The 24,062-nt window shown below is 63.9% G+C and carries 21 protein-coding genes; 10 read left to right on the forward strand and 11 right to left on the reverse strand.

Annotated features, from left to right (window positions below; all coding sequences use genetic code 11):
- The 6 genes from KJP29_RS19135 to KJP29_RS19160 form a co-directional block, all read right to left on the reverse strand.
- Entirely contained in the window at positions 1-771 is a 771-nt protein-coding gene (locus tag KJP29_RS19135) for an L-iditol 2-dehydrogenase (RefSeq protein ID WP_218465232.1), read from the reverse strand.
- Positions 768-1,772: an ABC transporter ATP-binding protein gene (locus KJP29_RS19140; RefSeq protein ID WP_218465233.1), complete on the reverse strand. Its 1,005-nt coding sequence runs from the start codon at positions 1,770-1,772 to the stop codon at positions 768-770. The genes KJP29_RS19135 and KJP29_RS19140 overlap by 4 nt, the downstream gene beginning before the upstream one ends.
- Positions 1,773-1,784: 12 nt before the next feature.
- Complete coding sequence (locus KJP29_RS19145; protein ID WP_218465234.1) at positions 1,785-2,615, reverse strand: carbohydrate ABC transporter permease; 831 nt, start codon at positions 2,613-2,615, stop codon at positions 1,785-1,787.
- A 12-nt stretch (positions 2,616-2,627) separates the two neighbouring features.
- A complete protein-coding gene (locus tag KJP29_RS19150; RefSeq protein ID WP_218465235.1) occupies positions 2,628-3,500 on the reverse strand; it encodes a carbohydrate ABC transporter permease in 873 nt (290 codons plus the stop codon).
- Between the two features lie 114 nt (positions 3,501-3,614).
- A complete protein-coding gene (locus tag KJP29_RS19155; protein WP_218465236.1) occupies positions 3,615-4,931 on the reverse strand; it encodes a sugar ABC transporter substrate-binding protein in 1,317 nt (438 codons plus the stop codon).
- 140 nt (positions 4,932-5,071) lie between these two features.
- Positions 5,072-6,028 carry a sugar-binding transcriptional regulator gene (locus tag KJP29_RS19160; protein ID WP_255553757.1) on the reverse strand — a complete coding sequence of 319 codons (957 nt, stop codon included), beginning with the start codon at positions 6,026-6,028 and terminating at the stop codon, positions 5,072-5,074.
- A gap of 129 nt (positions 6,029-6,157) precedes the next feature.
- Between KJP29_RS19160 and KJP29_RS19165 the strand changes: the two genes are divergently transcribed.
- Together KJP29_RS19165 and xylA are read left to right on the forward strand one after the other, a co-directional pair.
- Complete coding sequence (locus KJP29_RS19165) at positions 6,158-7,210, forward strand: LacI family DNA-binding transcriptional regulator (RefSeq protein WP_218465237.1); 1,053 nt, start codon at positions 6,158-6,160, stop codon at positions 7,208-7,210.
- Positions 7,207-8,502 carry a xylose isomerase gene (gene xylA, locus KJP29_RS19170; RefSeq protein WP_218465238.1) on the forward strand — a complete coding sequence of 432 codons (1,296 nt, stop codon included), beginning with the start codon at positions 7,207-7,209 and terminating at the stop codon, positions 8,500-8,502. Before KJP29_RS19165 ends, xylA begins: the two co-directional genes overlap by 4 nt.
- A 27-nt stretch (positions 8,503-8,529) precedes the next feature.
- Here xylA and KJP29_RS19175 read toward each other — a convergent pair whose 3' ends face one another.
- Positions 8,530-9,612, reverse strand: coding sequence for a hypothetical protein (locus KJP29_RS19175; RefSeq protein WP_218465239.1), 1,083 nt, complete (start codon positions 9,610-9,612; stop codon positions 8,530-8,532).
- Positions 9,600-11,588, reverse strand: a complete 1,989-nt coding sequence (locus tag KJP29_RS19180) for a hypothetical protein (RefSeq protein WP_218465240.1) — start codon at positions 11,586-11,588, stop codon at positions 9,600-9,602. Before KJP29_RS19180 ends, KJP29_RS19175 begins: the two co-directional genes overlap by 13 nt.
- Before the next feature lie 265 nt (positions 11,589-11,853).
- On the opposite strand from KJP29_RS19180, the gene KJP29_RS19185 reads away from it, so the two are divergent.
- Positions 11,854-12,693, forward strand: a complete 840-nt coding sequence (locus KJP29_RS19185; RefSeq protein ID WP_218465241.1) for a DUF6544 family protein — start codon at positions 11,854-11,856, stop codon at positions 12,691-12,693.
- A 147-nt stretch (positions 12,694-12,840) separates the two neighbouring features.
- Here KJP29_RS19185 and KJP29_RS19190 read toward each other — a convergent pair whose 3' ends face one another.
- Together KJP29_RS19190 and KJP29_RS19195 are read right to left on the reverse strand one after the other, a co-directional pair.
- On the reverse strand, positions 12,841-13,335 hold the full coding sequence (locus KJP29_RS19190) for a DUF3237 domain-containing protein (RefSeq protein WP_218465242.1): 495 nt from the start codon (positions 13,333-13,335) through the stop codon (positions 12,841-12,843).
- Between the two features lie 41 nt (positions 13,336-13,376).
- Positions 13,377-14,162, reverse strand: a complete 786-nt coding sequence (locus KJP29_RS19195; protein WP_218465243.1) for an alpha/beta fold hydrolase — start codon at positions 14,160-14,162, stop codon at positions 13,377-13,379.
- Between the two features lie 111 nt (positions 14,163-14,273).
- Between KJP29_RS19195 and KJP29_RS19200 the strand changes: the two genes are divergently transcribed.
- Positions 14,274-15,233, forward strand: a complete 960-nt coding sequence (locus tag KJP29_RS19200; RefSeq protein ID WP_218465244.1) for a LysR family transcriptional regulator — start codon at positions 14,274-14,276, stop codon at positions 15,231-15,233.
- Here the strand turns inward: KJP29_RS19200 and KJP29_RS19205 are convergent.
- Positions 15,230-16,663 (reverse strand): carotenoid oxygenase family protein, encoded by a 1,434-nt coding sequence (locus KJP29_RS19205; RefSeq protein ID WP_218465245.1) that lies wholly within the window; start codon positions 16,661-16,663, stop codon positions 15,230-15,232. The genes KJP29_RS19200 and KJP29_RS19205 overlap by 4 nt on opposite strands.
- Positions 16,664-16,950: 287 nt before the next feature.
- Here KJP29_RS19205 and KJP29_RS19210 point away from each other — a divergent pair, with 287 nt between their 5' ends.
- The 6 genes from KJP29_RS19210 to KJP29_RS19235 all read left to right on the forward strand — a co-directional run bounded on the left by KJP29_RS19210 (position 16,951) and on the right by KJP29_RS19235 (position 23,293).
- A complete protein-coding gene (locus tag KJP29_RS19210; protein ID WP_218465246.1) occupies positions 16,951-17,919 on the forward strand; it encodes an ABC transporter substrate-binding protein in 969 nt (322 codons plus the stop codon).
- 87 nt (positions 17,920-18,006) lie between these two features.
- Positions 18,007-18,780 carry an ABC transporter permease gene (locus KJP29_RS19215; protein ID WP_218465247.1) on the forward strand — a complete coding sequence of 258 codons (774 nt, stop codon included), beginning with the start codon at positions 18,007-18,009 and terminating at the stop codon, positions 18,778-18,780.
- The gene (locus tag KJP29_RS19220) at positions 18,780-19,562 is read left to right on the forward strand and encodes an ABC transporter permease (protein ID WP_218465248.1); all 783 of its coding nucleotides are present in this window, start codon (positions 18,780-18,782) and stop codon (positions 19,560-19,562) included. Before KJP29_RS19215 ends, KJP29_RS19220 begins: the two co-directional genes overlap by 1 nt.
- A gap of 4 nt (positions 19,563-19,566) precedes the next feature.
- Positions 19,567-20,418, forward strand: a complete 852-nt coding sequence (locus KJP29_RS19225; RefSeq protein WP_255553758.1) for an ABC transporter ATP-binding protein — start codon at positions 19,567-19,569, stop codon at positions 20,416-20,418.
- Positions 20,415-21,788, forward strand: a complete 1,374-nt coding sequence (locus KJP29_RS19230; protein WP_218465249.1) for an MmgE/PrpD family protein — start codon at positions 20,415-20,417, stop codon at positions 21,786-21,788. The genes KJP29_RS19225 and KJP29_RS19230 overlap by 4 nt, the downstream gene beginning before the upstream one ends.
- A 59-nt stretch (positions 21,789-21,847) precedes the next feature.
- A complete protein-coding gene (locus KJP29_RS19235; RefSeq protein WP_218465250.1) occupies positions 21,848-23,293 on the forward strand; it encodes an aldehyde dehydrogenase in 1,446 nt (481 codons plus the stop codon).
- The last annotated feature ends 769 nt before the right edge of the window (positions 23,294-24,062 follow it).

Genomic DNA, 24,062 nt, shown 5'->3' on the forward strand with positions numbered 1-24,062 from the left:
TCAGCTCATCCAGTTGCCGCCGTCGACATTGTATGTCTGGGCGACGATGTAATTGGCCTCGTCCGTGGCGAGGAAGATCGCCATCCCGACAAGGTCCTCTGCGGTCCCCATCCGGCCATAGGGCACGGCTGCGCCGACCTCCCGTTTCTTCTGGCCGAGGGGCTTGTTCTCGTATCTGGCGAAGAAGGCGTCGACACCGTCCCAATGCTCGCCATCCACCACGCCGGGCGCGATGGCATTCACGTTGATCCCGTGCGCGATCAGGTTGAGGCCCGCGCTTTGGGTGAGCGAAATGACCGCCGCCTTCGACGCGCAATAGACACCGACCAGCGCTTCGCCACGGCGTCCGGCCTGCGACGCCATGTTGATCATCTTGCCACCCGCGCCCCGGTCGATCATGTGCCGCGCGACCGCTTGCATGGTGAAGAGGACCCCGGCGACGTTGATCGCGAAAACCCGGTCGTAATCGGCGCGTTCGATCTCGGTGATCGGCGCGGCGGTGAAGATCGCGGCGTTGTTGACCAGAATGTCGATCCCGCCCAGTTGCGCCACGGCCTCGGCCACGCCCGCGTCGATGCTCGCCTGATCTGTCACGTCGAGCTTGACGGCGATCGCTCCCTCGATGTCGCTCGCGGCGTCCTGCGCCCGGCCCATGTCGATATCGGCAATCGCGACCCACGCGCCTTCGCTGGCATAGGCGCGGGCGAAGGCGAGCCCGATCCCGCGGGCGGCTCCTGTAATCAGCGCGCGTTTGCCGGCCAGCCGTGTCATGCGATGCGCAGACCTTGCGCGTCGAAACGGTGGATCTTGTCCGCCTGCGGGGTCAGATAAACCGTGTCGCCATGCTTGACGTTGAACTCGCCGCCCACGCGGACCGTCATCAGATCGGCCAAGCCGGTGCCCTGAACATGCAGGAAGGTGTCGGAACCAAGATGTTCGGACACCACGACCTTGCCCGTCCAGTCGCCTTCGCTGGTCGAGGCGAGCAGATGTTCCGGCCGGATGCCGATGGTGGTGGCGTCATGCTTTGCCGCCTCGGGCCCCTCGATCAGATTCATCTTGGGCGAGCCGATGAAACCCGCCACGAACTTGTTGCGTGGCGCGTTGTAAAGCTCCAGCGGCGCGCCGACCTGCTCGATCACGCCCTTCTGGAGCACCACGATCTTGTCGGCCATGGTCATGGCTTCAACCTGATCGTGGGTCACATAGATCATCGTCGTCTTGAGCCGCTCGTGGAGCTCGGAAATTTCGAGCCGCATCCCCACGCGCAACGCCGCATCGAGGTTCGACAGCGGCTCGTCGAAAAGGAACGCCGCCGGTTCGCGCACGATGGCCCGCCCGATCGCCACGCGCTGCCGCTGTCCGCCAGAAAGCTGTCCGGGCCGACGGTCGAGATAATCGGTCAGGTTCAGGGCCGCCGCCGCCGCGTCGATCCGGCGCTTCTGCTCGTCCTCCGGCATGCCGGCCATCTTCATCGGAAAGGCGATGTTCTTGCGCACCGACATATGCGGATAAAGCGCATAGGACTGAAACACCATCGCAAGGCCGCGTTTGGCGGGCGGCAGATGCGTCGCGGGTTGCCTGTCGATACGGATCTCACCCGAAGTCACGTCCTCCAGCCCCGCAATAAGCCGGAGTAGGGTCGATTTCCCGCAACCCGACGGCCCGACGAAAACCACGAACTCGCCGTCGTCAATGGTCAGGTCCAGCGGCGGGATCACCTCCACATCGCCGAACGCCTTGGTCACTTTATCAAGCGTGATGCGCCCCATGAGCGTGCTCCCTTATTTCACCGCGCCGAAGGTCAGGCCGCGGACGAGTTGTTTCTGGCTGAACCAGCCCATGATGAGGATCGGCGCGATGGCCATGATCGAGGCGGCCGAGAGTTTTGCGTAGAACAGCCCCTCGGGCGACGAATAGCTCGCAATGAAGGCGGTCAGCGGCGCGGCTTTCGCGGCGGTGAGCGTCAGGGTCCAGAACGCCTCGTTCCATGCGAGGATGATGTTGAGGAGCAGCGTCGACGCGATCCCCGGCACCGCCATGGGCAGGAGCACATAGATCACCTCGTTGCGCAAAGACGCCCCGTCCATCCGCGCCGCTTCCAGGATCTCGCCCGGAATTTCGCGGAAGTAGGTGTAGAGCATCCAGATGATGATCGGCAGGTTGATCATCATGAGGATGAAGACGAGCGCGACGCGCGTGTCGAGCAGCCCGAGGTTCTGACAGATCAGATAGATCGGAAGCAGCACACCCACGGGCGGCAGCATCTTGGTCGACAGCATCCACATCAGCACGTCCTTCGTGCGCTTGCCGGGGACAAAAGCCATGGCCCAGGCGGAAGGGACCGCAATGAGGAGGCCGATGACCGTGGAGCCGACCGAGATCACGACCGAGTTCCAGAAGTGCCGGAAGTAGTTCGACCGCTCCTGCACCGTAGCATAACTCTCGAAGGTCCACCGGCTGGTCAGCACCTCGAACGGGCGCTTGATGGCGTCGCCTTCGGTGTGAAATGACAGGATGAAGATCCAGAGGATCGGGAAGAAGATCAGCAGACCAACGATCCACGCGATGACGGTGTTGATCGCTTTCCGCTGGGTGGTGACTGCGCGGGCCATGTGCTCCCCTCCTCAGGCGTCGAGGTTCTTGCCGATCATCCGCATGAGGAAGATCGCGACGATATTGGCGAGGATGATGGCGATGACGCCACCGGCGGACCCGGACCCGACATCGTAGGAAAGCAGGCTTTCCTTGTAGATCAGGTAGGTAAGGTTGGTGGATGCATTCCCCGGCCCGCCATTTGTGGTGACGAGGATTTCCGCGAAGACCGACAGCAGGAAGATCGTCTGGATCAGGATCACGACCGTGATCGCGCGTGAAAGATGCGGCAGCGTGATGTAGAAGAACCGGCTGAAGGCCCCTGCGCCGTCCATCTCGGCGGCCTCGAGCTGTTCGCTGTCCAGCGACTGGATCGCGGTCAGCAGGATCAGCGTCGCGAAGGGCAGCCATTGCCAGCTCACGATCCCGATGATCGAGGCGAGCGGCGCCTGAGCCAGGAAATCGAAAGGCTGAAGCCCCACCGCCTTGGCCATAAAGGCGAAAAGCCCGTTGACCGGGTGCATGAACATGTTCTTCCACACCAGCGCGGACACCGTCGGCATGACGAAGAAGGGCGCGATGACCAGCACCCGCACGATCCCCTGTCCCCACATGTCGAGGTTCAGAAGCAGCGCGAGAAGCACGCCGCCGATCACCGTGATGATCAACACGCCTCCCACGAGAAGCAGCGTGTTGATCAGCGAAGTGACGAAGGCCGGGTTCGTGATGAAAAACTCGTAGTTCTCGAGCCCCACGAAGGGGGTCGCCCCGGGCATCAGCAGATTGTATCGCAGAAGCGAGAAATAGATCGTGAGTCCGAGCGGGATCAGCATCCAGCCCAAGAGCAGGATCACCGATGGCGAAATCATCGCCCGTGCCGCTGTGCGTGAAGCCTTGGTCGCCATGCCTAAGCCCTCTTTGCTAGGTATGAGGGGATCATCCGGTCGTCCCGGGTGATCGCCACAGACCTCGAAGGGTGCCGGGGCCAGCCGAAGCCGACCCCGACCGGGAGGAAAACGTTACTGGATGTAGCCCGCGCGCTTCATCTCGCGCTCAGTGAGTGTCTGCGCCTGCGCCAGCGCGTCTTCCGCGCTCATCTGACCGGCAAGCGCCGCCGAGAACGCCTGACCGACAGCGGTGCCGATCGACTGGAACTCGGGGATCGCGACGAACTGAACGCCGGTATAGGGGACCGGGTCCACGGTCGGCTGCGTCGGGTTCGCCGCGTTGATCGACTCGAGCGTCATCTGCGCGAAGGGCGCCGCGTCCAGATACTCCTGGTTCTCATAGAGTGAGGTGCGGGTGCCCGGGGGCACGTTCGCCCAGCCTTCGTTCTCGGCCACGAGCGCGGTGTAGTCCTTGGAGGTCGCCCAGGCGATGAACTGCTTGGCGGCGTCCACGGCGTCCGAACCGGCCGGCACCGCAAGGTTCCATGCCCAGAGCCAGTTGCCGCGCGGGCCGAGGCCGTTGTCGGGGGCCAGCGCATAGCCAACGCTGTCGGCAACGGTCGAATCCTCAGGGTTAGACACGAATGATGCGGCGACGGTGGCGTCGATCCACATGCCGCACTTGCCTTGCTGGAACAGCGCGAGGTTCTCGTTGAAGCCGTTCGACGACGCGCCGGGCGGGCCGTATTCGTTCATCAGCGCAAGGTAATCGGTGAGGGTGGCTTTCCATGCGTCGGTGTTGAACTGCGGCTGCCAGTTCTCGTCGAACCAGCGCGCGCCATAGGAGTTGGCCATCGCCGAGAGGAAGGCCATGTTCTCGCCCCAGCCGGCCTTGCCGCGCAGGCAGATGCCGTAGACTTCGTTCTCTTTGTCGGTCATCGCCGCGGCGGCTTCCTTGATGAAGTCCCAGGTCGGCGCGTCGGGCATCTCGAGACCTGCGGCTTCCATCAGGTCGGTGCGATACATCACCATCGACGATTCACCATAGAAGGGCGCGGCATAGAGCTCGCCGTCCACCGTCAGGCCGTCCCGGATCGCGGGGAGCAGGTCGTCCACGTCGTATTCGGCAGGCAGGTCATTGAGTGACACGAGCCAGCCCTGTTTGCCCCAGATCGGAGCCTCGTAGGTGCCGATCGTCATCACGTCGAACTGGCCGCCGTTGGTGGCGATGTCCTGCGTCACGCGCTGGCGCAGCTGGTTTTCTTCGAGCGTCACCCACTCGAGCGCGATGCCGGTTTCCTCGGTGAACGCACCGGCAAGCTCCTGCATGCGGATCATGTCGCCGTTGTTCACGGTGGCGATGGTCAGCGTCGTGTCCTGCGCTTGTGCGGCAAAGGCCACGGCGGACAGCGCAGTAGCGCCCATGAGGGCGCGGAATGTAACGGTCATGGTATCCTCCCAGTATATGAGCAATTGCTAGGCTCTCGAGCATTTATTCAATTTCAACCGAGACTCGTCAACGGTCAATCGTCGCCGCACAGCAGCGAAGTTCCGCAAGTCATTGATTTCTTTGCGCCGCTATCCGCGTGTTACGCCGTTAGCGCTAGCGCTGTGTCCTCGTCGGTGATCAGCCCGTTGATGAGACGCCCGAGCATGGCGCCGCGAATCGCTGCTACCTTGTCCGGCCCGTTGGCCGAGGCGATGACCGGCGCACGCGGCGCGATCTCGAGCGGGGCGGAGCTGACACGCTGATTGATTTCGTCATCCACAAGATGGCCCTCGGCATCGAAGACCCAGCCGACGATCTCGCCGACAGCGCCCTTTCCGACCAGACGTTCCTGATCCGCGCGGTCGATGAACCCGTCCAGGACGAGCGGCGCATCCCGGCTGATCGAGCCGACGCCCACGAACCGCACATTCGTGCGCGCCGCCAGATCGCGCGCCGTGGCCAGCGTTTTCTGTCCCAGCACCGCCGCCAGTTCCCCGGGCGAGGCCGAGATCACCGGCATCGGCATGGGGAAGGTCGCCGCCGTCACCTTGTCGGTGATCGTGAAGAGCACGTTGTAGTGCGCCGTCGATCCGTCCGGCGCGATGTTTCCGGTAAGCGACACCACCCTGTGCTGGTTGCAGTCGATATGGGGCAGATGCTCGATCGCCGCGCGCAGGGTCCGCCCAGTGCCCAGTCCGATGATCTGGGGCGCGGCTTCGTTCAGCCAACGCTCGATCCGGTCCCCGGTCGCATTGGCGACAGCGACGTTGCTTTCCGCCGGGGTGCCCATGGACGGCACCACGTCGACCATGTCGAGCCCGTAGCGCGCAGCCACATCCTGCGCCAGCGTCAGGCAGCGGGAAATCGGATGGTCGATGGATACCTTTACCAGTCCCGCGGCATGGGCTTGCGACACGAGCCGCTGCGCGGATTGCCGGGAAATCCCCATGATCTGGGCGATCTCGTCCTGCTTGCGCCCGCCGACATAGGCAAGCCAAGCCGCCCGCGCGGCATCGTCGAGTTTCCTGTCAATCGAGTTCATGGTCGTCCCAGCCATCAGGCAAGCCCCAAGGTCGCGGCAATTGTCCCACTTTGCAAGACGTACCGTAGCGGAAAAATGATAGACGTCTATCAAAATGGATTGACGGGCCGAGTCCGCCGCTCCATGGTCCCGCCAGGAGGAGCCATGCCGACACGCCAGCCGACCCTGTCGGACGTCGCGAAACACGCGGGCGTCAGCTATGCGACGGCGGATCGCGTGGTGAACCGGCGCGGCAACGTGGCGGCCAAATCCCTGACTCGGGTCGAGGCGGCCGTCGCGGCGCTGGGCTATGTCCGAAATGTCGCCGCCGCGAACCTGTCCCAAAGCCGGACCTACAGCTTCGTGTTGCTGCTTCCGGACGGGCCCAACGCCTTTTTCGCCAAGGTGCGTCGCCTGATCCAGGAGATGGTCCCGCGCCTGTCGCTCGACCGGGTGGAGCTGCGCGTGGTCGACATTCCCGCCTTCGACGAAGCGGCTCTCATGGCGCATCTGGCAGAATTAGAGACTGATCCACCTGATGGTATCGCCCTTGTCGCCATCGACACGCCCGAGGTCGCCGACGCGATAGAGCGCCTGCGCGCGGCCGGCGCCCCGGTGTTGACCTTCGTCTCGGATCTGCCGGGGGCGGCGCGGGATGCTTATGTCGGGATCGACAATCTGATGGCCGGACGCACCGCCGCCCGCCTGATCCGCCTCGCCCATATCCAGCGGGCCGGGCGCGTGCTTCCCATCCTCGGGGCGCGCAGTGCCCGCGACCATGCCGAACGACTCGCCGGCCTGATTCAGGGTCTGGCCGGCACGCGAATGGTCGTCGCGCCGGTGATAGAGGGGCACGACCGAGCAGAACAGGTCGAAACCCAGCTGCGCGACCGGATGGCTCAGGACGCGGGCATCACGGCCATCTATTCCATGGGGGCTGGCAACGCGGGGCTTATCCGGGCCATCGCCGAGCGCGCCGACCGCCCCATGGTGGTCCTGCACGAACTTGTCCCGCACAGTCACGCCGCGCTTCTGGACGACCTGATCGACGTCGTGATCGACCAGCGTCCCGAAGAGGAAATCCGGCAGGTCGTCGCCTGTCTGCGCGACCTTGCGGATCGGCATCCCTATGTGGCCGAACCGGCCATCGTCCCCACCATCTACGTCAAAGACAACCTGCCGCCTGTGAGCGCGGCCAATGAAGGAGCCCCGACATGAGCGGATTTTTCGACGGCATAGCGCCCTTGAGATTCGACCCTGATTCGACCGATCTTGCCTTTCGCCACTACGACCCCGACGAGATCGTCCTTGGCAAACGGATGGAGGAACACCTCCGTTTCGCAGTCGCCTATTGGCACAGCTTCGCATGGGAAGGCGGTGATCCCTTTGGCGGGCGCACATTCGACCGTCCGTGGTTCTCGGACTCGATGGAGGCAGCAAAAGCCAAGGCCGATGCCGCCTTCGAGCTGTTCGAGATCCTGAACGTCCCGTTCTTCTGCTGGCACGATGCCGACATTCGGCCCGAAGGCGATACCTTTGCCGAAAGCCGCAAGAACTTCGAGGCGATCATCGACCTCTTCGAGGAGAAGATGGCCACCTCGCGCACCAGGCTTCTCTGGGGCACCGCCAACATGTTCTCGCACCGCCGGTTCATGTCCGGCGCCTCGACCAACCCCGACCCGGACGTCTATGCGTGGTCGGCCGCGACCGTGAAGCTCTGCCTTGACGCGACGCACCGTCTGGGGGGCGAGAACTATGTCCTCTGGGGCGGGCGCGAAGGCTATGAGACGCTGCTCAACACCGACATGGGTCAGGAACTCGACCATATGGGACGCTTCCTGTCCATGGTCGTCGACTACAAGCATAAGATCGGCTTCAAGGGCCAGATCCTCGTCGAACCGAAACCGCAGGAGCCGTCCAAGCACCAGTATGATTACGATGTCGCGACCGTTTACGGGTTCCTCAAACGCTTCGGGCTGGAAAACGACGTGAAGATGAACATCGAACAGGGGCACGCGATCCTTGCCGGGCACAGCTTCGAGCACGAACTGGCCCTCGCCCGCGAGCTTGGCATCCTCGGCTCCATCGACATGAACCGGAACGACTATCAGTCGGGCTGGGACACGGATCAGTTTCCGAACAACGTGCCCGAGGTTGCGCTGGCCTACTACGAAATCCTGAAGGCCGGCGGCTTCACCCAAGGCGGAACCAATTTCGACGCCAAGATCCGGCGCCAGTCGCTCGACCCGGTGGACCTTGTCGCGGCGCATGCCGGTGGCATGGACATCTGCGCACGAGGCCTGAAGGCGGCAGCGAAGATGCTGGAGGATGGCGTGCTCGAAGACATGCGGTCCGAGCGTTATGCCGGTTGGAAGACGCCGGAGGCGCAGGCGATGCTCACCGCCGACCTCGCGACCGTCGCGTCCCGGGTCGAGGGGGAGGGGATCAACCCGCAACCCCGTTCGGGCCGTCAGGAAATCCTCGAGAATATCGTGAACCGCTACGTGTGATCGCAGGACGGCGCGACCGAGGGGGATTCACCTTCCCTCGGTCGCAGCAAAGAGATCGTCTTCGAGATACTGCAGGATGCAGGTCTTGCGCGCGACGCCCTCTTCCGGTGTCCGCCGTCCGCGCGATGGGTCCCGGATGCCATAAAGCCCGATCTCGGCCCAGCGAAGATACCCGGTCGGCGGCGCGACCTGACCTTGCATGTCCTCCGCCGCCTGCCGCATCTCCTGCGACAGACCCTCTGCCAGATCCGCGCATTCGGCCTGTCGCAACACCGCCAGCCGTTCGAGATCCGCTATGTCATAGGTGCCGTGGGTCGCGATGGCACAGGCAGTTTCTTGCAGGTTGCGAAGGTTCAGATCCGGCAACGGGGCTTCGGCCGCACGGTCGAGAAGGTCGATCTGCCGCTCGAGGTTCATGATGGAAAGGCCGGTCACGGAACAGGGATTGCTGCTCAGGCTGGTCTGGAAGTCGGCGATCAATGCGTCATACTCAGCGCGCGGATCAGGCCCGTCGTTTGCGTCCGGCTCGGCCACCAGCCACCGCCCCATGGGTCGCACGAGGGGATCGACCCGAAGCCGCCCCGGCTGGATCTGAACGCGCGGCTCCCCGTTGTGTTCATAGGGCACCGCCGTCGAAATCTGGAAACTGAATCCCTGCGTCAGCTTCTTGTCCGCCGACTTCGAAAGCTCGGTTCTCAGCGTCTGGTCCAGCGAAAAGATCGTTCCGCCGATCAATCCGCCAATACCGCCAAACCCGAATGGCGGGTCATCACGCGCGACCCAGATGGCGCTGAACTCGCGCATGTCCACGATTTCAAGAACATCGCGACCGGCTTCCTTGGCGGGGCGCAGCCGCACCCCCAGACCCGGGATCACGACGCTGCCGTCCGTCAAGGGGATGGACTGGAAGTCACGAAGCACGTGTGCATCAGGGCGTGACGGTGTGGAGTAGCCCGACAACTTCTCCCATGCGGCAAGGCCAAATCCGAGGTTGCGGTCGATATCGGCTGGCGCGGCACGCGGCGGCATCGCGGGCGGAAGCTCGGTCTGTGCGGCGACCGGACCGGTCAGGGCGAACAGAACGGACAGGATCAGGGTCAACGCACGCATGATTGCACGCCCTCCCAAGTCGCAGGCGTCGTCGCCGCAGCCAAGAGCAAGGTTTCCCGTGAAAAGCCGTCTTCCACGGTAACGAGGTGTTCTTCCGGCAGACCGTCCCACAAGGTCTTCGAGATACAGGCGCAGGCGACCGGCAAGGATCGGGCGCTACGTCCGGCCATGTCGCCAAGCCGCGTGGCGATGCAGCTTCGTTCAAGCAAAGTCATCACCTCGCCCCGCCGCTGAAGCGAGGGTTCCCCCCGCAGGACCGCCGCCAGATTCCGCTCGAAGGTGACGAGCCCCGGCGAGCCGCATCCGTTCGCCTGGATCACGTCCCGGCTCACGGTCGCGAGATCTTCGAACAACTGGCCGAAGTTTGCTCCCATGGAAAAGATCAAGCCTGCCGGGTTTGCTGCAAGGTCGTAGCCGCTCGCAAAGATGTCGACATATTCCGAGCGGACCTTGATGGTTTGCAGTTCACCCTCCATCCGTTCGACTTCCCGCCCGGTGCCATCCGTCGTCACGACGTCGATCTGCTGGGCAAAGCTCTGCGACGGTCCCGTGATTTCGCAGAGGTTGTCGTAGACGTCATGGTAGAACGCAGCGAGCAGCCGCAGCCGTCGGGTCTGGCTGGCGATGACCTCGCTTTCGTTCCGGGTCGCGCCACGGGCGATCTCGAAACGACCGAGCCCGATCTCCCGCACCCAGGCGCCGCTTGGCCCGGACGGTGCGGTGAAGACCGAGGTGCCAATGACGCTCGCGGTGTTCCGGCTCGCTTCGGCGGCCGCGCGTTGCCGTGACCGTTCCGCCTCGATCTCGCGCTCCTGTTGCGCCAACGCGATCCGTTGGCGTTCCGCTTCGGCCGCCTTGGCCCGGATGTCGCGTGACCAGTCATCGAGCGTCTGTTCCAGACCGGCGAAGCCCTGTTCCAGACAGCCGCGCTCCGCCCGGCATTCGTCGTGAATGCGCGCGATGGACCCGTCGAAGGCAGCGGCGACGTCGTCTTGCGCGAACTCGGTCTTCATCAGGCCGATCTGTCGGCGCACCCCGGCTTCGGATGCGGCCAGATCGGGATCGGTGCAGACCAGCTGAACCGAAGGATGCACCGCAGCGCCGCAGATCTCCGTCATCTCGGGGTCGAGCCCGGCAAGCGCGGTCGCGTCGAGCGGTTGGTAAAGCCCGTCCCAGAAAGCGATCCTCTCGGTCAGGAAGGCCGAAAGACAATCCGCGTCGTTGCTGCACCGCACCAGCTGGTTCAGGAGTTGAGGCCGCTCCACCCCGATCACGTCCGGCCTTTGCCGAGGGTCGAGCCCGCGTGCGATGGCCGCTGCTGCTGCCTCGATCTGCTGGGACCGAAGCGCGAGCACATCGGGGTTCGCACAATAGGCCGCCGTATTCCCCGGCTGGCACTGTCCCGCGATGATCAGCCCGGCGGCGGCGACCTTGTGGGCCTCGTCGAACTGCCGCACGGGCGCCGCTTCCGCCACGATCGTCCGCGGTTCTTCCGGCTCAGAGGTCGCGCAACGGGCGAGCAGCCCGTCGAGCGCCTCTGTGAACCCACCGAGCGGGATTTCGAAACCGAACATCTCTTTCCCGTCCGGGAACAGGTTGACCATGGGTGCGAAGCGCATCGCCGATACGATCTGACCTGCCGGGTCCAGCGAAACCGCATAGGCATCGCCGCTCTCGGTGCTCGCGAAGGACAGGGTCTCCGACGTCCAGCTTCCGGTCGTCAGTTGCAACTCCTGGGTCATATGGGTCGAGGGCCCCGGGCTGCCGAAGACCATGGTCCGCATCTCGACCATGCCCCCCTCGGCGCAGGCCATCGCGAGCAATGCGTTGCCGCCGGGAGCCAGAAGGGCCACAGGTTCGGGCTCATCTAAAAGGGTCCAGGTGTCCTGTGCCCATGCACCCGAACCGAAGACCGACGCAATGGTCAGGGAAAGCGCGCCAATGAAACGGCGGGGAACGGAATGAAAAATCGTCATGATCGGCCCGTCTGGGGGTCTGAAAAAAATGCTCCACGAAATATGCGCCGAGCCCGAAAGCGACGCCTCCCGACGATGGCATGGAGGCTTTTCAAAATCCAGACTTTCGTCCCGAAGCGCGCCCGCATGACCATCAGGGAAGAGGGGCGTGCCCAAGACGTGGGCCACTTGCCTTCCAAATGCAGGCCTCGTGACTTGATCTGGCTCATCTCATCCAAGAGGCGAGAGGGATAGCTTGGTGAGGGAAGTGGTTGAGAGGACGGAAATGAAGTTCCTGATCCTGATCCTGATCGGCCTCATGGTCGTCGTGCTGGGCCTGGCCGGTCTCGCCGTTCGTGATCGGCGGGCTGACCGTGTCGAATGGCTCAGACTCACAGCGCTTCAGCCCGAGGCACCGCCGGTCTTCACGCCAGAGATGGTGGCGGACCTGCCCGAACCCGCGCGCCGGTACTTCGCCCATGCCATGCGCCCGGGGACGCCGCTTCTTCCAGTGGCCGACATCGTCATGCAGGGGAGGTTCGGCCTTGGGACCAGGAATGACCCGCGCTACCAACCCATGACGGCACATCAGGTGCTGGCGGCACCGGAAGGGTTCGTCTGGGCCATGAAAACGACAGGCGGGATGCCGGTCACGGGGTCGGACTCGGGCCTGTGGACGCGCTTTCGGATCTTCGGTCTTATCCCGGTCGCCCGGGCTGGTGGCGACGTCGATCACGCCCGTTCAGCCTTTGGTCGCTATGTCTCCGAAGCCGTCATCTGGACGCCAGCGGCCCTTCTACCCGGCCCCGATGTCAGCTGGGAGGCGGTCGGCGACGACACCGCGCGCGTGACGGTCCGACGCGGTAACCTGACACAGGCGGTCGACGTGACGATAGACGCCGAGGGGCGACCGACAACCGTGACATTCGAGCGCTGGACCAACGCCAACCCAGACAAGATCTACCGGATCCAGCCCTTCGGCGCGGTGGTTAGCGACTTTCGCGAGGTCGACGGATATCGCCTGCCGTTCCACGCCGAGGCGGGGAACATGTTCGGCACCGACGACTACTTCCCGTTCTTCATCGCCGACCTGACAGATATCCGGTTCCCGGTCAGACAGCGGTGAAGGGAGTGAGACGCCGACGTCCCGCGTTAACGTTTGGCGGCCTCGTCCGTTTCGCATGAGGCGTCGGTAGGATGCATACACAACCAAGGCGCCCGAAAGCGCCTTGGTTCATTGATCGGAGCGATCCGATCCGCATGGCCCGTCCGTTTAACGCACCACCCAGTAATGGAACATCGTGTGATCGGGGTCGTCGTGGCGCTGGCCGGTGCCGACCACGACATGCCGCGTCAGCCAGTCATGCGGCCCGGTGGGGCAGTCGAAATAGGGCGTCAGGCGGAAGTAGGAGGGGACATCCTTGCTCCACAGCGGGTTCTTGGGATCGGTCACCTCGCCATCGGTGCGATAGAGATAGCCAAGGTTGTTGAGGTAGATGAGCGTGCCGTCGTCGGCTTCGAGCATGTAGTGCGCGTTGAGCTGCCCGTTCTGCGCCCAATCGGCACCCGACAGCGGCACGACCTTGCCGTTCAGCAGCGGCCCCTCGACCACGCCGCCGAAGGGCTGGACAAAGGCACGACGACCCTTGGGGCCGGTAAAGAAATGCCGGTCCTTGAACAGGATCTTGATGCGGAAGGCGAACTCCAGCTTCAGCTCGGGCACCTCGAGCGGTGGCATGGAAAGGTCGAGGTCGTTGTCGTCAAACATTGTGTTTCCTCCCTGGAATGACGTGGAACTTCGAGGGCGCGTCATGCGCCGGTGGTCAGGAACTGGCGCAGGGCGGCGTTGAATGCCTCGGGCCGTTCGATGTTGGACAGATGCGCGGCGTCCGGCAGCGTGACGAGGCGCGCGTCGGGGATCGCCTCGGCCATCGACTGCGCCACAGTGGCAGGGACCGCCTGATCCAGCGCGCCTTGAAGGATCAGGGTCTCGTTCTCGATGGACGACAATGCGTCCCGCATGTCGCTGTCGCGCAGAAGGGTGCAGCAGGCGACATAGCCCTCGACCGGCGTGTCGGTGAACATGGTCACAAGGCGGGCGTAGTCGTCGGGCCGATCATCGGCAAAACCGTCTGGCAACCAGCGGGCAAGCGTCGGGGGCGCAATATTCGCCAGCCCCTCGGCCCTGGCCTGTGCGATACGGCCGTTCCACATGTCGACAAGCGGGATATGCGGCGTGGTATGGGCCAGAACCAGCCGCCTGATCCGGTCGCCATGCGTGGCCCCCAGCTCCATGCCCACCAGCCCGCCCAGGGACAGGCCGACATAGTCGGCCGTCTCGACCCCGAGCGCATCAAGAATGTCGATCACATCCAGCGCAGTGCGAGGCAGGGTGGCCGTCGCGCTGCGTTCGGCGGACCCCCCGGTCCCGGCATGGTCAAAGCGGATCACACGGCGGTCGGGAAAGCTGGCGGCCTGCGCCTCCCAAAACCGCTGATCGGTGCCCAGCGGGTTTGCAAAGACCAGCGCGGGGGCGTCCTCGTCCCCGGTCACTGTGACGGACAGCATCACGCCATCGGTGGTTTCAACCTGCATTGATATCAGCCTTGGTTATCACTCCCCGCAGAATTGTCGCCGGGGCGATTGCGAGCAACGCAGTTTGTGGCTATCAGGGATATAAGCGAAATATGATGTTAGGGAGGCATCATGCTTCACACCACCTTCCGTCAACTGGAGGTGTTCGTCGCGGTTGTCGATGCCGGCAGCTTTGTGGCGGGCGCAGATCGTCTGGGGATCACCCAGCCCGCTGTCTCGAACCACATCAGGTCGCTGGAGGCGCAGGTCGGTTGTGTCGTGCTCGAACGGCGGCGCGGCACATCCTGCGTGCTGACGGAAGAGGGACGCAACCTCTACGACCGGGCGCTGCAACTTCTGGACAACGCCGAAAAGCTCGCCTCGGAATTGCCCCGCGGATTGCGGCGGCAGTCGCGCACGCAGCTCAAGGTCTGGACGCAATTGCCGATCATGATGCAGTGGCTGCGGCCGGTCGTGGTCGAATTCATGCGCGGTAACCCCGATGTCGAGCTGGGGGTCGAGCTGGGGTCGTTCGAGACCGTGGTGCAGCAGATCCGGGACCGCGAGGTGGACATCGCCTATTTCCTCGGTCACGGCGAAACGGCGGAATTCGCGAGCGAGGTGGTGCATACCGAGCCGCACGGCATCTTTGCCCCCGCCGATCATCCCAGCGTGCTCGAGTTCCAGAAGAACCCCGAGGCGCTGCGCGACCTGCCGTTGATCCTGCCCAAGCGGAACAGCCACTTCTTCCGGGTCATCGACAAATGCCTCATGCAGGCGGGAATCGACCGCTACTCGGTCGCCTGCGAGGTGCGCGATGCGCCGATCATCCGGGAGCTGATCCTGTCGGGCCACGTGGGCAGCATGTTTCACTATGTCGTCGAGGACGACGTGAAATCGGGCAAACTCGTCCAGCTTGTCGAGCTTCCGGCGATGGAGTTTCGGCAGGTCTATCAACCCCGCGCCACCTGTGCGCGGGTCGCGGGCCATTTTGCTGCGGAGGCGCGAGAGGCCTTTGCGCGGTCGGCGCGGGCACGGCGGGACAGGGCAGAGCCACCCATGTCCAGCCTGATTGCCCGTCCGGTCGGTTAGAGCGCGGCAGCGGTTTCAAGTTCTGCCTGCGGCACGAATTCCGAGTGGAACGTCATGCGCAGCGGCATCGGCACATGCACCCGCGCCACGGGACCTGCGGTGATGTCGTCGGTGTCGAGGATGACCACTTCCGCCCGGTTCTCGGCCCTGTGGTTCACCACCGCGAGGAGATAGCCGTCACCCTCGGGTGCCTCCGCCGATCGGGGCACGAACACGGGTTCCTGCACCGACGCCCCGGCGCCTGCGTGGTAGGCGCGGGTTTCTCCGGTGGCGTGGTCGATATGACCTATCATGTTGAAGACCATGTCCTTTTCCTTGGCTGCCATGAAGCCGTGGCGATAGGGTCGCCCGGCCACGCGCGGGTCCATCTCGAAGAAATCCGCCGGGTGATCCCAGAGCACCGTTTCGCTAAAGCCCTCGTCGTTTGAGGACATGTCGAACGTCCAGCGGGTCAGAAGCGACCGTCCCTTGTCCGGATCGAAGGGCGAACCGTCGAGAATCGGAATGTCGGGAAAGCCGACGCGCTCGGACACCGTGAGGTCGAGATGGATCCGGTCGCCCTCCTCGAACGCGTTGAGCGTGTGGAACGACCAGCGGGCGGGACCCTTGAAATAGCGGATATCCTCGGGCGCGCCGTTGCGCGGCACGATGCCCACATAGGTCGGTTTCGTTCCGTCCCAGGCCCAATGCGACCCTCCGGCGGCAAGCCGCTCCGGGTCCGATGTCACCGGCATGATGGGAAACAGAATGTAGTTCTCGGTGAAGGCGAAGTCATGGATCATGCTGGCGTAGGGCGCGGTGAAGCGCTGCTCGGACACGAGTGTGCCGTCCGGTGCGATGGTGCCATAGGCAATGGCATTCGTCGCCTCGCCATCGGCGGCATAGCCATGCCAGATCACGTCATGGGTTTCGGGGTCGTATTTCACATGGGCGGTAAAGGTGCGCGAGGCCATCGCGCCGCCGAAATCGTTGCGTCCGATCGTCTCGAGCGTCATCGGGTTCACCTCGTAGGGGCGCCCGTCCTCCTTCAGCGCGTAAAGCCGCCCGCCGTTCCACATCAGCGCAGTATTGGCCGTGGTCCGGTCGCGCCCAGCGACACTGGGATCGTCGGTGAACGGGTTGCGATAGGCCCCGAACAGCGCCTTGCGCGCGGCGCGTTCCAGTTCGAATTTCTCGGTCCGGACGTAGCGCAGGCGGAAATCGACGTGGCCATCCGAGAAGTAGAAGCCCGAAACCTGCCCGTCGCCATTGATGAAGATATCGTCGCCCAGCCGGGGCGGGAGCTGCGGGTCCGGGCCGCAGCGATACATCGCGCCATTGATCGCCTCTGGAATGACGCCCTCGACTTCGAGTTCGAACAGGTCGATTTCCATGCGCATGGGTTTGTTGACGCCGGTGAAACCGGGCGTCTGGGGAAACTGGATCGACATTAGCACCTCCCGAACCGTCATGTCTTTCGGGCAGGGTGGGCCGCAGAACACGCCGCGAGCAACGCAGTTGGCTGCTATGAATGACATAATGCTCAAGTTATCACTGGGGTAGAAAGTGCGGCGCATGCCCGAACGAGCGGAACAGGCCGCCTATACGTTCTGGGTTATATCTTAGATAAGGGTCAAATCTGTTGCTCGGATGCCGGTTCTGGCGCGGAATGATGCGGCAGATTGACCCATGTCGCCAGGAGGGGCGAGGTGGGTCGCGCACCCAGGGAGGATTGGAAATGAACAGCTTCACACGCCGGTCACTGATAACGCGCGCCATGATGAGCGGGGTTGCCGCCATGGCGATGACCCTGCCGCTCGCCGCGCAGGACCTCACCGAAATCCGGGTCATCAACGCCCCCACCGCCTTTGAGCCGCTCTGGCTCGCACAGGAAGAGGGGATCTTCGAGAAACACGGGCTCAAGGCCGAGATCATTCCCGGCGGCCCGCCCGACGCGATGATGCCGCAGCTCATCACCGGGCAGGCGGAGTTTGCGTTGACCTCGGGTCTCGCGGTCATGAACGCCTCGGCCAAGGGCCTGCCGGTGCAACTGGTCATGGGCAACATGATGTCGCAGCAGGGCACCGTGGCCACCGCCGCATTGATCGCGCCGGCGGACAGCGGGATTGACGATGTCACCGATCTGGCCGGCAAGAAGATCGGCATCACCAGCCTTAACAACCAGCCGCATCTCGCACTCCTGATGTCGGCGGCGGACAAGGGCATGGACATCGACAGCCTGACCTTCGTCGAGCTGCCGCCCCCGGCGATGGTCACGGCGAATGACAAGGGCACGGTGGACGCGATCTATGCGCTCGATCCCTACATGTCGGCCGCGATCCAATCCGGCTATGTCAAGGTCGAGGAATCGGTGTCGCTCTACATGGACGGCCTGCCATCCGTGTCCTTTGCGGCCGGGAGCGAGTATGTGGCCAACAACCCCGACATCGTCGACGCCTTCATCGCCGCGATGACCGAGGCGGAGGAATATGCCAACGCCAATCCGGAGCGGGTGCGCGACATCGACCGCAAGTATACCAAACTCGATCCCGAGTTCATCGCAAACCGTCCGATCAGCACCTTCACGCCCCAGATCAACGCGGGGGCGCTGGAAAAGGTGGGGCAGGCCATGGTCGAATACGGCTGGCTCGACACTGCGCCGGACATGGAAAAGCTCATCGCGCCGCAGGCGCCCCGAGCCGAATGACCGACGCGAAAGCGTCGCGCTGAACGTGCCAAGCCATCGCCCGGTCCCGTGCCGGGCGATGCCTGACCGGGATTTGGGAGGGTTCCAGTGTTCGACAATCGAAAATTCATCAGTCAGGTGCTGGTGGGCGCGGGACTCCTCGCCCTCTGGCAACTGGCCGCGATGTCGGGAAGCATGGGTCGCGATCTGCTGCCCCTGCCGCTCGACGTCTTTTCCCGCCTGATCGAGCTTCCTTTCGAGGCGCGGTTCTGGAACGCGCTGCAGCTGACGCTCGCTTCGGCCTTTCTGGGCCTGTGTATCGCGGCGGTCATCGGAATCCCTCTCGGGTTGATCATCGGGGCGAACCCGCGCGTCTACCGGGCCACGCGGTTTCTGGTCGATCTGTTCCGGTCCTGGCCGATCATCGCCCTCATGCCGGTGCTGGTCCTGCTCTTTGGCGCGAGTTTCAAGATGAAGCTCATCATGGTGGTGCTCGCCGCGCTCTGGCCGATCCTCGTGCAGTCGATCTATGGCGCACGCCGGGTCGAACCGACGATCGAGGACATGACGCTGTCCTACGGCATCGGCGGGCGGGTCAAGTTCTTCGAGGTCGCGCTGCCCAACGCGCTGCCCTTCATCATGACCGGTCTGCGCATCTCGACCGCGCTGTCGGTGCTCTTGTCCATCGGGGTCGAAGTGCTCTCGTCCGTGCCCGGTATCGGCTACGAGATCGCCATCGCGCGGATCGACGGGGCGTCTGCGGAAGTGATCGCCTATGTCATCGTGTCGGGCTTTCTGGGCCTGACGCTGAACCAAGCCTTTGCCGCGATCGAGCGTTACGTGCTCGCCTGGCATCCGTCCGTCCGTGGGGAGACTGCCTGATGAAACTGACCAACCGTCTGCTTGGCATCCTTGCCGAAGCCTGGCTGCCCGTCGCGCTCATCGCGCTGTGGTGGCTGGCCTCCGCCGGATCGACCTCGCTCTACTTTCCGCCGCTCGCCGAGATCGTCTCGGTCGGGGTCCGCGACATCACCGAGGGGCCGCTTCTGTCCTATGCGGCTTTTTCCCTGACCAACCTCGCCGCCGGGCTGGCCATCGCCATCGTGGTGGGCGTGGTGGCGGGCGTGATCCTCGGATCTTCGCAGCGTCTGCGCGACGCCGTGAACCCCTATCTTCAATTCATCCGCTCGGTGCCGCAGGTTGCGCTGGTTCCGCTGATCATCGGCGCGCTGGGGATCGGCGCCCTGCCCAAGATCTGGTCGATCAGTTTCGCCTGCGTCTGGCCGGTGCTTCTCAACACCATCGACGGGGTCAAGGGGATCGACACGGCGCTGACCGACTTCTCGAAGTCTTACCGTCTGTCGAAACGCACCCATGTGCTCGACATGGTGCTGCCCGCCGCCCTTCCGCAGATCGTGCCGGGCGTACGCACCGCGCTCGCCATCGGCGTGATCGTCATGGTGGTGAGCGAAATCTACGGCGCCGACAGCGGGCTGGGCTATTACATCCTGCAATCGGGCCGGAACTTCGCGGTGGCCGAGACATGGGCGGGGACCATTCTGGTCGGGCTGCTCGGATACCTGCTCAGCCGCCTCTTCGAAATCTTCGAACACTTTGCCCTGAGATGGCACCGCGAAAGCTCGGCCCAGGCCCGGCGCGGATGATGACATGACAAAGGAAAAACCGATGAACACCGTGACCAAATCCCTGACCCGCACTGCCGCAGACGCGACCCCGGCCACCCCGGCGCTCGAAGCGCGCGAGGTCGAGGTCACTTACCGCGCCGGCGCCTTTGCCAAGACGGTGCTCAAGGGCCTGAACGTCACCGTGAACCCCGGCGAATTCGTCTGCATCGTGGGTCCCTCGGGCGTCGGCAAGACGACATTGCTGCGCTGCCTGTCGGGCCTCCTGCGTCCCACGGCGGGCGAGGTCCGCGTGGTCGGGCGCACCGTCGTCGCGCCTCCCGAAGAGATCGCGGTCGTCTTTCAGGACTACAGCCGGTCGCTCCTGCCGTGGATGAATGCGCTCAAGAACGTGGCCCTGCCGCTCAAGGGTCGGGGCGTGTCAAAGGCCAAGCGCGAAGCCAAGGCGCGCGAGGTGCTCGCGACCGTGGGGCTGGGCGATGCGGCCGAGAAATACCCCTGGCAACTGTCAGGCGGGATGCAGCAGCGCGTCGCCATCGCCCGTGCGCTCGCCTATGACGCGCGGATCCTCGTGATGGACGAACCCTTTGCCTCGGTCGATGCGCAGACACGGTTCGAGCTTGAGGATCTGGTGCTCGAGCTGCGCGACAGGCTTGGCATCTGCGTCGTGCTCGTGACCCATGATATCGACGAGGCAGTCTATCTCTCGGACCGGGTGGTTGTGCTGGCCAATTCGCCCGCCTCGGTGATCGACACGGTCGAGATCGACCTGCCGTTCCCGCGCGACCAGATCGCGACCAAGAGCCTGCACGCTTTCGCCGATTTCCGGGGGCGTATTCTGGGCGAGATCCTGCAATCGCGGGCGCAGGGGAAATGACGGGTTCCGTCGATCTGCGCCCCACGCTGACCGCGCTCGTCGATCACGCGCTGTCCGTCCGGCCCGAGGACCTGCCGCGCGAGGCGATAGAGGCCGCTAGGGCGCGGCTCACCGATGTGGTCGGCTGCGCGCTGGGGGGGATCAGGGCCGACGGCAACGCGGGTCTCCTCGACCTCATGCTGGCGCAGGGCGGAGCGGGGCAATCGCGGGTCATCGGCACGCCGCATCGGCTGCCCGCGATCAATGCCGCCATGGTCAATGCGGTCTTTGCCCGGTCCTTCGACTACGAGGTGATGACGGTCCGGTATTATGACGAGCTGATCCCGTCGCACCATGCCGGGACCACGATACCCACGGCGCTGGCCGCTGCTGATCACGTCGGTGCCTCCGGGGCCGAGCTGCTGGCGGCAATCGTTCTGGGCGACGACCTCGCCGCCCGGCTGCTCATCGCCTCGGGGCTCGATTTCGGGCAGGGCTGGGACGGTTCGTCGGTCTACTCGGCCCCCGGCGCGGCACTGGCGGCGGCGCGGCTTTACGGTCTGGACCGGGACCAGACGATCCACGCCATCGGGCTGACCGTGGCGCAGATTTCGCATACCATTCAGGATCTTTACGACGGCGCGATGGGCTTCAAGCTGTCGCAGGGAACGGCGGCGCGCAATGCGTTGACGGCGGTGGAACTGGCCCGCGCCGGCTGGGTCGGGATGACCGACCCGCTGGCGGCGCGGTTCGGCTTTTTCGCGACCTATACGGCGGGTTGTTCCCGGCCCGAGGTTCTGAGCGAGGCCCTCGGGACCGACTATTTCGCCGAAGCGCATTTCAAGCGGTATTCGTCCTGCATGGCCACGCACAACGGCATCGAGGCGGCGCTCGCGCTTCATGAGGCGCATGACTTCGACCCCGCGACCATCGAGCGGCTGACCGTCCGCGTGCCCGCCGCGCGGATGGGCAATTTCTGTAACAAACCCTTCACGCCCCGCGCCTTCCCCCATTGCGATGCGATCTTCAGCTACACCTTCCCGGTCTCTGTCGCCCTGCAAACCGGGTCGGTGCAACCCGATGCATACCTGCGTGGTGCCGAAGGCTGGGCCTTGGGGCAACGCCTGACTGACCGCGCCTCGGTCGCGCCGCTGCCCGATGGGCGCATGGGGGCTGAAGTTGAGATTGCTCTGACGGATGGGCGCGTGTTGTCCGCGGCGAACGACCGGCTGTCTGCCGATCCGCGTTTCGGCGGCTATGACCCGGCGATCGCAGCGGCCAAGTTCCGCGCACAGGCCGCCCCTGTTCAAGGCCCCGACCGCGCCGATCAAATGATGGCGAGCTTACGGTCGGTCGCGGCAGCAAACTCGGTCGCCGACCTTACATTTTGAACCAAGACAAGCCGGGTCCTGAAACCCTGCGCAAATGATATCCGATAGGAGGAATGAACATGAAAATCGACATGCTGATCGACGGGCAACCGGTTGGGGCGAAAAGCGGCAAGACCTATGAGCGGATCGACCCGTTCACGGGCGAGGTGGCGACGGTGGCGGCTGCGGCGACGGCCGAGGACGTGCCGGCCATCGTGGCCTCGGCCGAGGCGGGATTTGCCGAGTGGTCCAAGATGGGGCCGAATGCGCGACGGACTGTCCTGAACAAGGCCGCCGACATCCTCGAAGTCAAGACCGACGACTTCATCAAGCTGGTGATCGCGGAAACCGGCGCGACCGGCCCCTGGGGCGGATTCAACGTGCATTTCGCAGCGAGCATCCTGCGCGAGGCGGCCTCTATGACGACCCAGATCGCGGGCGAGATCATTCCCTCGGACAAGCCGGGCACCCTGGCCATGGGCCAGCGCAAACCGCATGGCGTCTGCCTTGGCATCGCGCCGTGGAACGCCCCGGTGATCCTCGGGGTTCGCGCCATCGCGATGCCTCTGGCCTGTGGTAACGCGGTTATTCTGAAGGCGTCGGAAAGCTGCCCAGGCACGCACCGCCTGATCGGCGACGTGCTTGCCGAGGCCGGCCTGCCCAAGGGCGCGCTGAACGTCGTGACCAACGCCCCCGAGGATGCCCCTGCATTGGTCGAGGCGCTCATTGCGAATGATACGGTCAAGCACGTGAACTTTACCGGCTCTACCGGTGTCGGTCGGATCATCGGTCGGCTCGCGGGTGAAAACCTGAAACCCGTGCTGCTGGAACTGGGCGGCAAGGCGCCGCTTGTCGTACTTGACGATGCCGATCTGGACGGTGCCGTGAACGCAGCGGTATTTGGATCTTTCATGAACCAAGGCCAGATTTGCATGTCGACCGAGCGCATCATTGTTGATGAGAAAATTGCCGACGCCTTTGTCGACAAGCTGGCTGAGCGCGCGGCGAAACTGCCGTATGGCGATCCGCGTGGGAAGGTCGTTCTGGGCTCTCTCATCAACGAAGCCGCCGCTATCAAGATCGAGGAGCTGGTGGCCGACGCTAAGTCCAAAGGCGCAACGCTGCGGGCAGGAGGCGCGCGTGAAGGTGCGGTGGTCCCCGCCGGTGTGCTCGACGGCGTGAGAGCGGACATGCGCATCTACTCGGAAGAGAGCTTCGGTCCGGTCAAGTCCATTATTCGCGTTTCGGGCGATGAAGAGGCTGTGCGGGTCGCGAATGACACCGAATATGGCCTGTCATCGGCGGTCCATGGCGGTGACCTAAAGCGAGCGATGGCGGTGGCCGAAGCAATTAAGTCGGGGATCTGCCACATCAACGGTCCCACCGTCGGCGACGAAGCCCAGATGCCATTTGGCGGGGTGAAAGCATCTGGTCACGGTCGTTTCGGTGGCCGGGCGGGGATTGAAGCCTTTACAGAACAGAGGTGGGTCACGATCGAAGATCCTCATCAGCATTATCCGATTTGATCACGAAACGCGGGCACATTCTAAACTGGGTTGCGACAAATCCCTATCTTCTTGGAAAGCAAAGAGACGGAAGATGGCCCACTCGGAATTGGATCTGGTCGAACGGCGCGGGATCGAGGACATGCTGAACGCGAAGATGCCGATCCGGTAAATCGCGGAAGAACTCGGACGGCACCGGTCAACCATCTACCTCGAGATCAAGCGGAACGGCTCTGTTGACGAGGAGCTGCCGTATCTCGGCGGTTACTACGGAATGGTGGCCCGGAAATCGGCCACCGATCGACGCGCCAGACGGCGCAAGCTCGCTCGGTATCCAGATTTGCGCCAGTCAGTGATCACGCAGTTGCAGGTTGGCTGGTCTCCAGAGCAGATTGCGGGACGCCTGACATTCGAAGGTCAGACTATGCGCGTCAGTCACGAGAAGATCTACGCTTTCGTTTACGGTCCGGACGGCCAGTTCGAAGAACTCGCGCGGCATCTTCCCACGCGGCGGAAAAAGCGTCAGCCGCGTTACGCCCGCAGGCCGCGAGGTTTGGTTTTCCCGCCAGAAAGGTCAATCTACCAGCGTCCCGGATTACGTGAACACCCGCGAGACGTTCGGGGACTGGGAAGGTGATCTGATGATCTTCGAGCGCGCCTAGACAACGGGAGCATCGCCTCGCTGGTCGAGCGCTAGACCCGCTTCGCCGTCCTGTTTCGCAACAACGATCGGAGCACTACGCATCTGATGAACCGGCTCATGACGATGATGGAGCCCCTGCCCCAACCA

The organism is Maritimibacter sp. DP1N21-5 (assembly GCF_019218295.1).
Taxonomy (GTDB): Bacteria; Pseudomonadota; Alphaproteobacteria; order Rhodobacterales; family Rhodobacteraceae; genus Maritimibacter.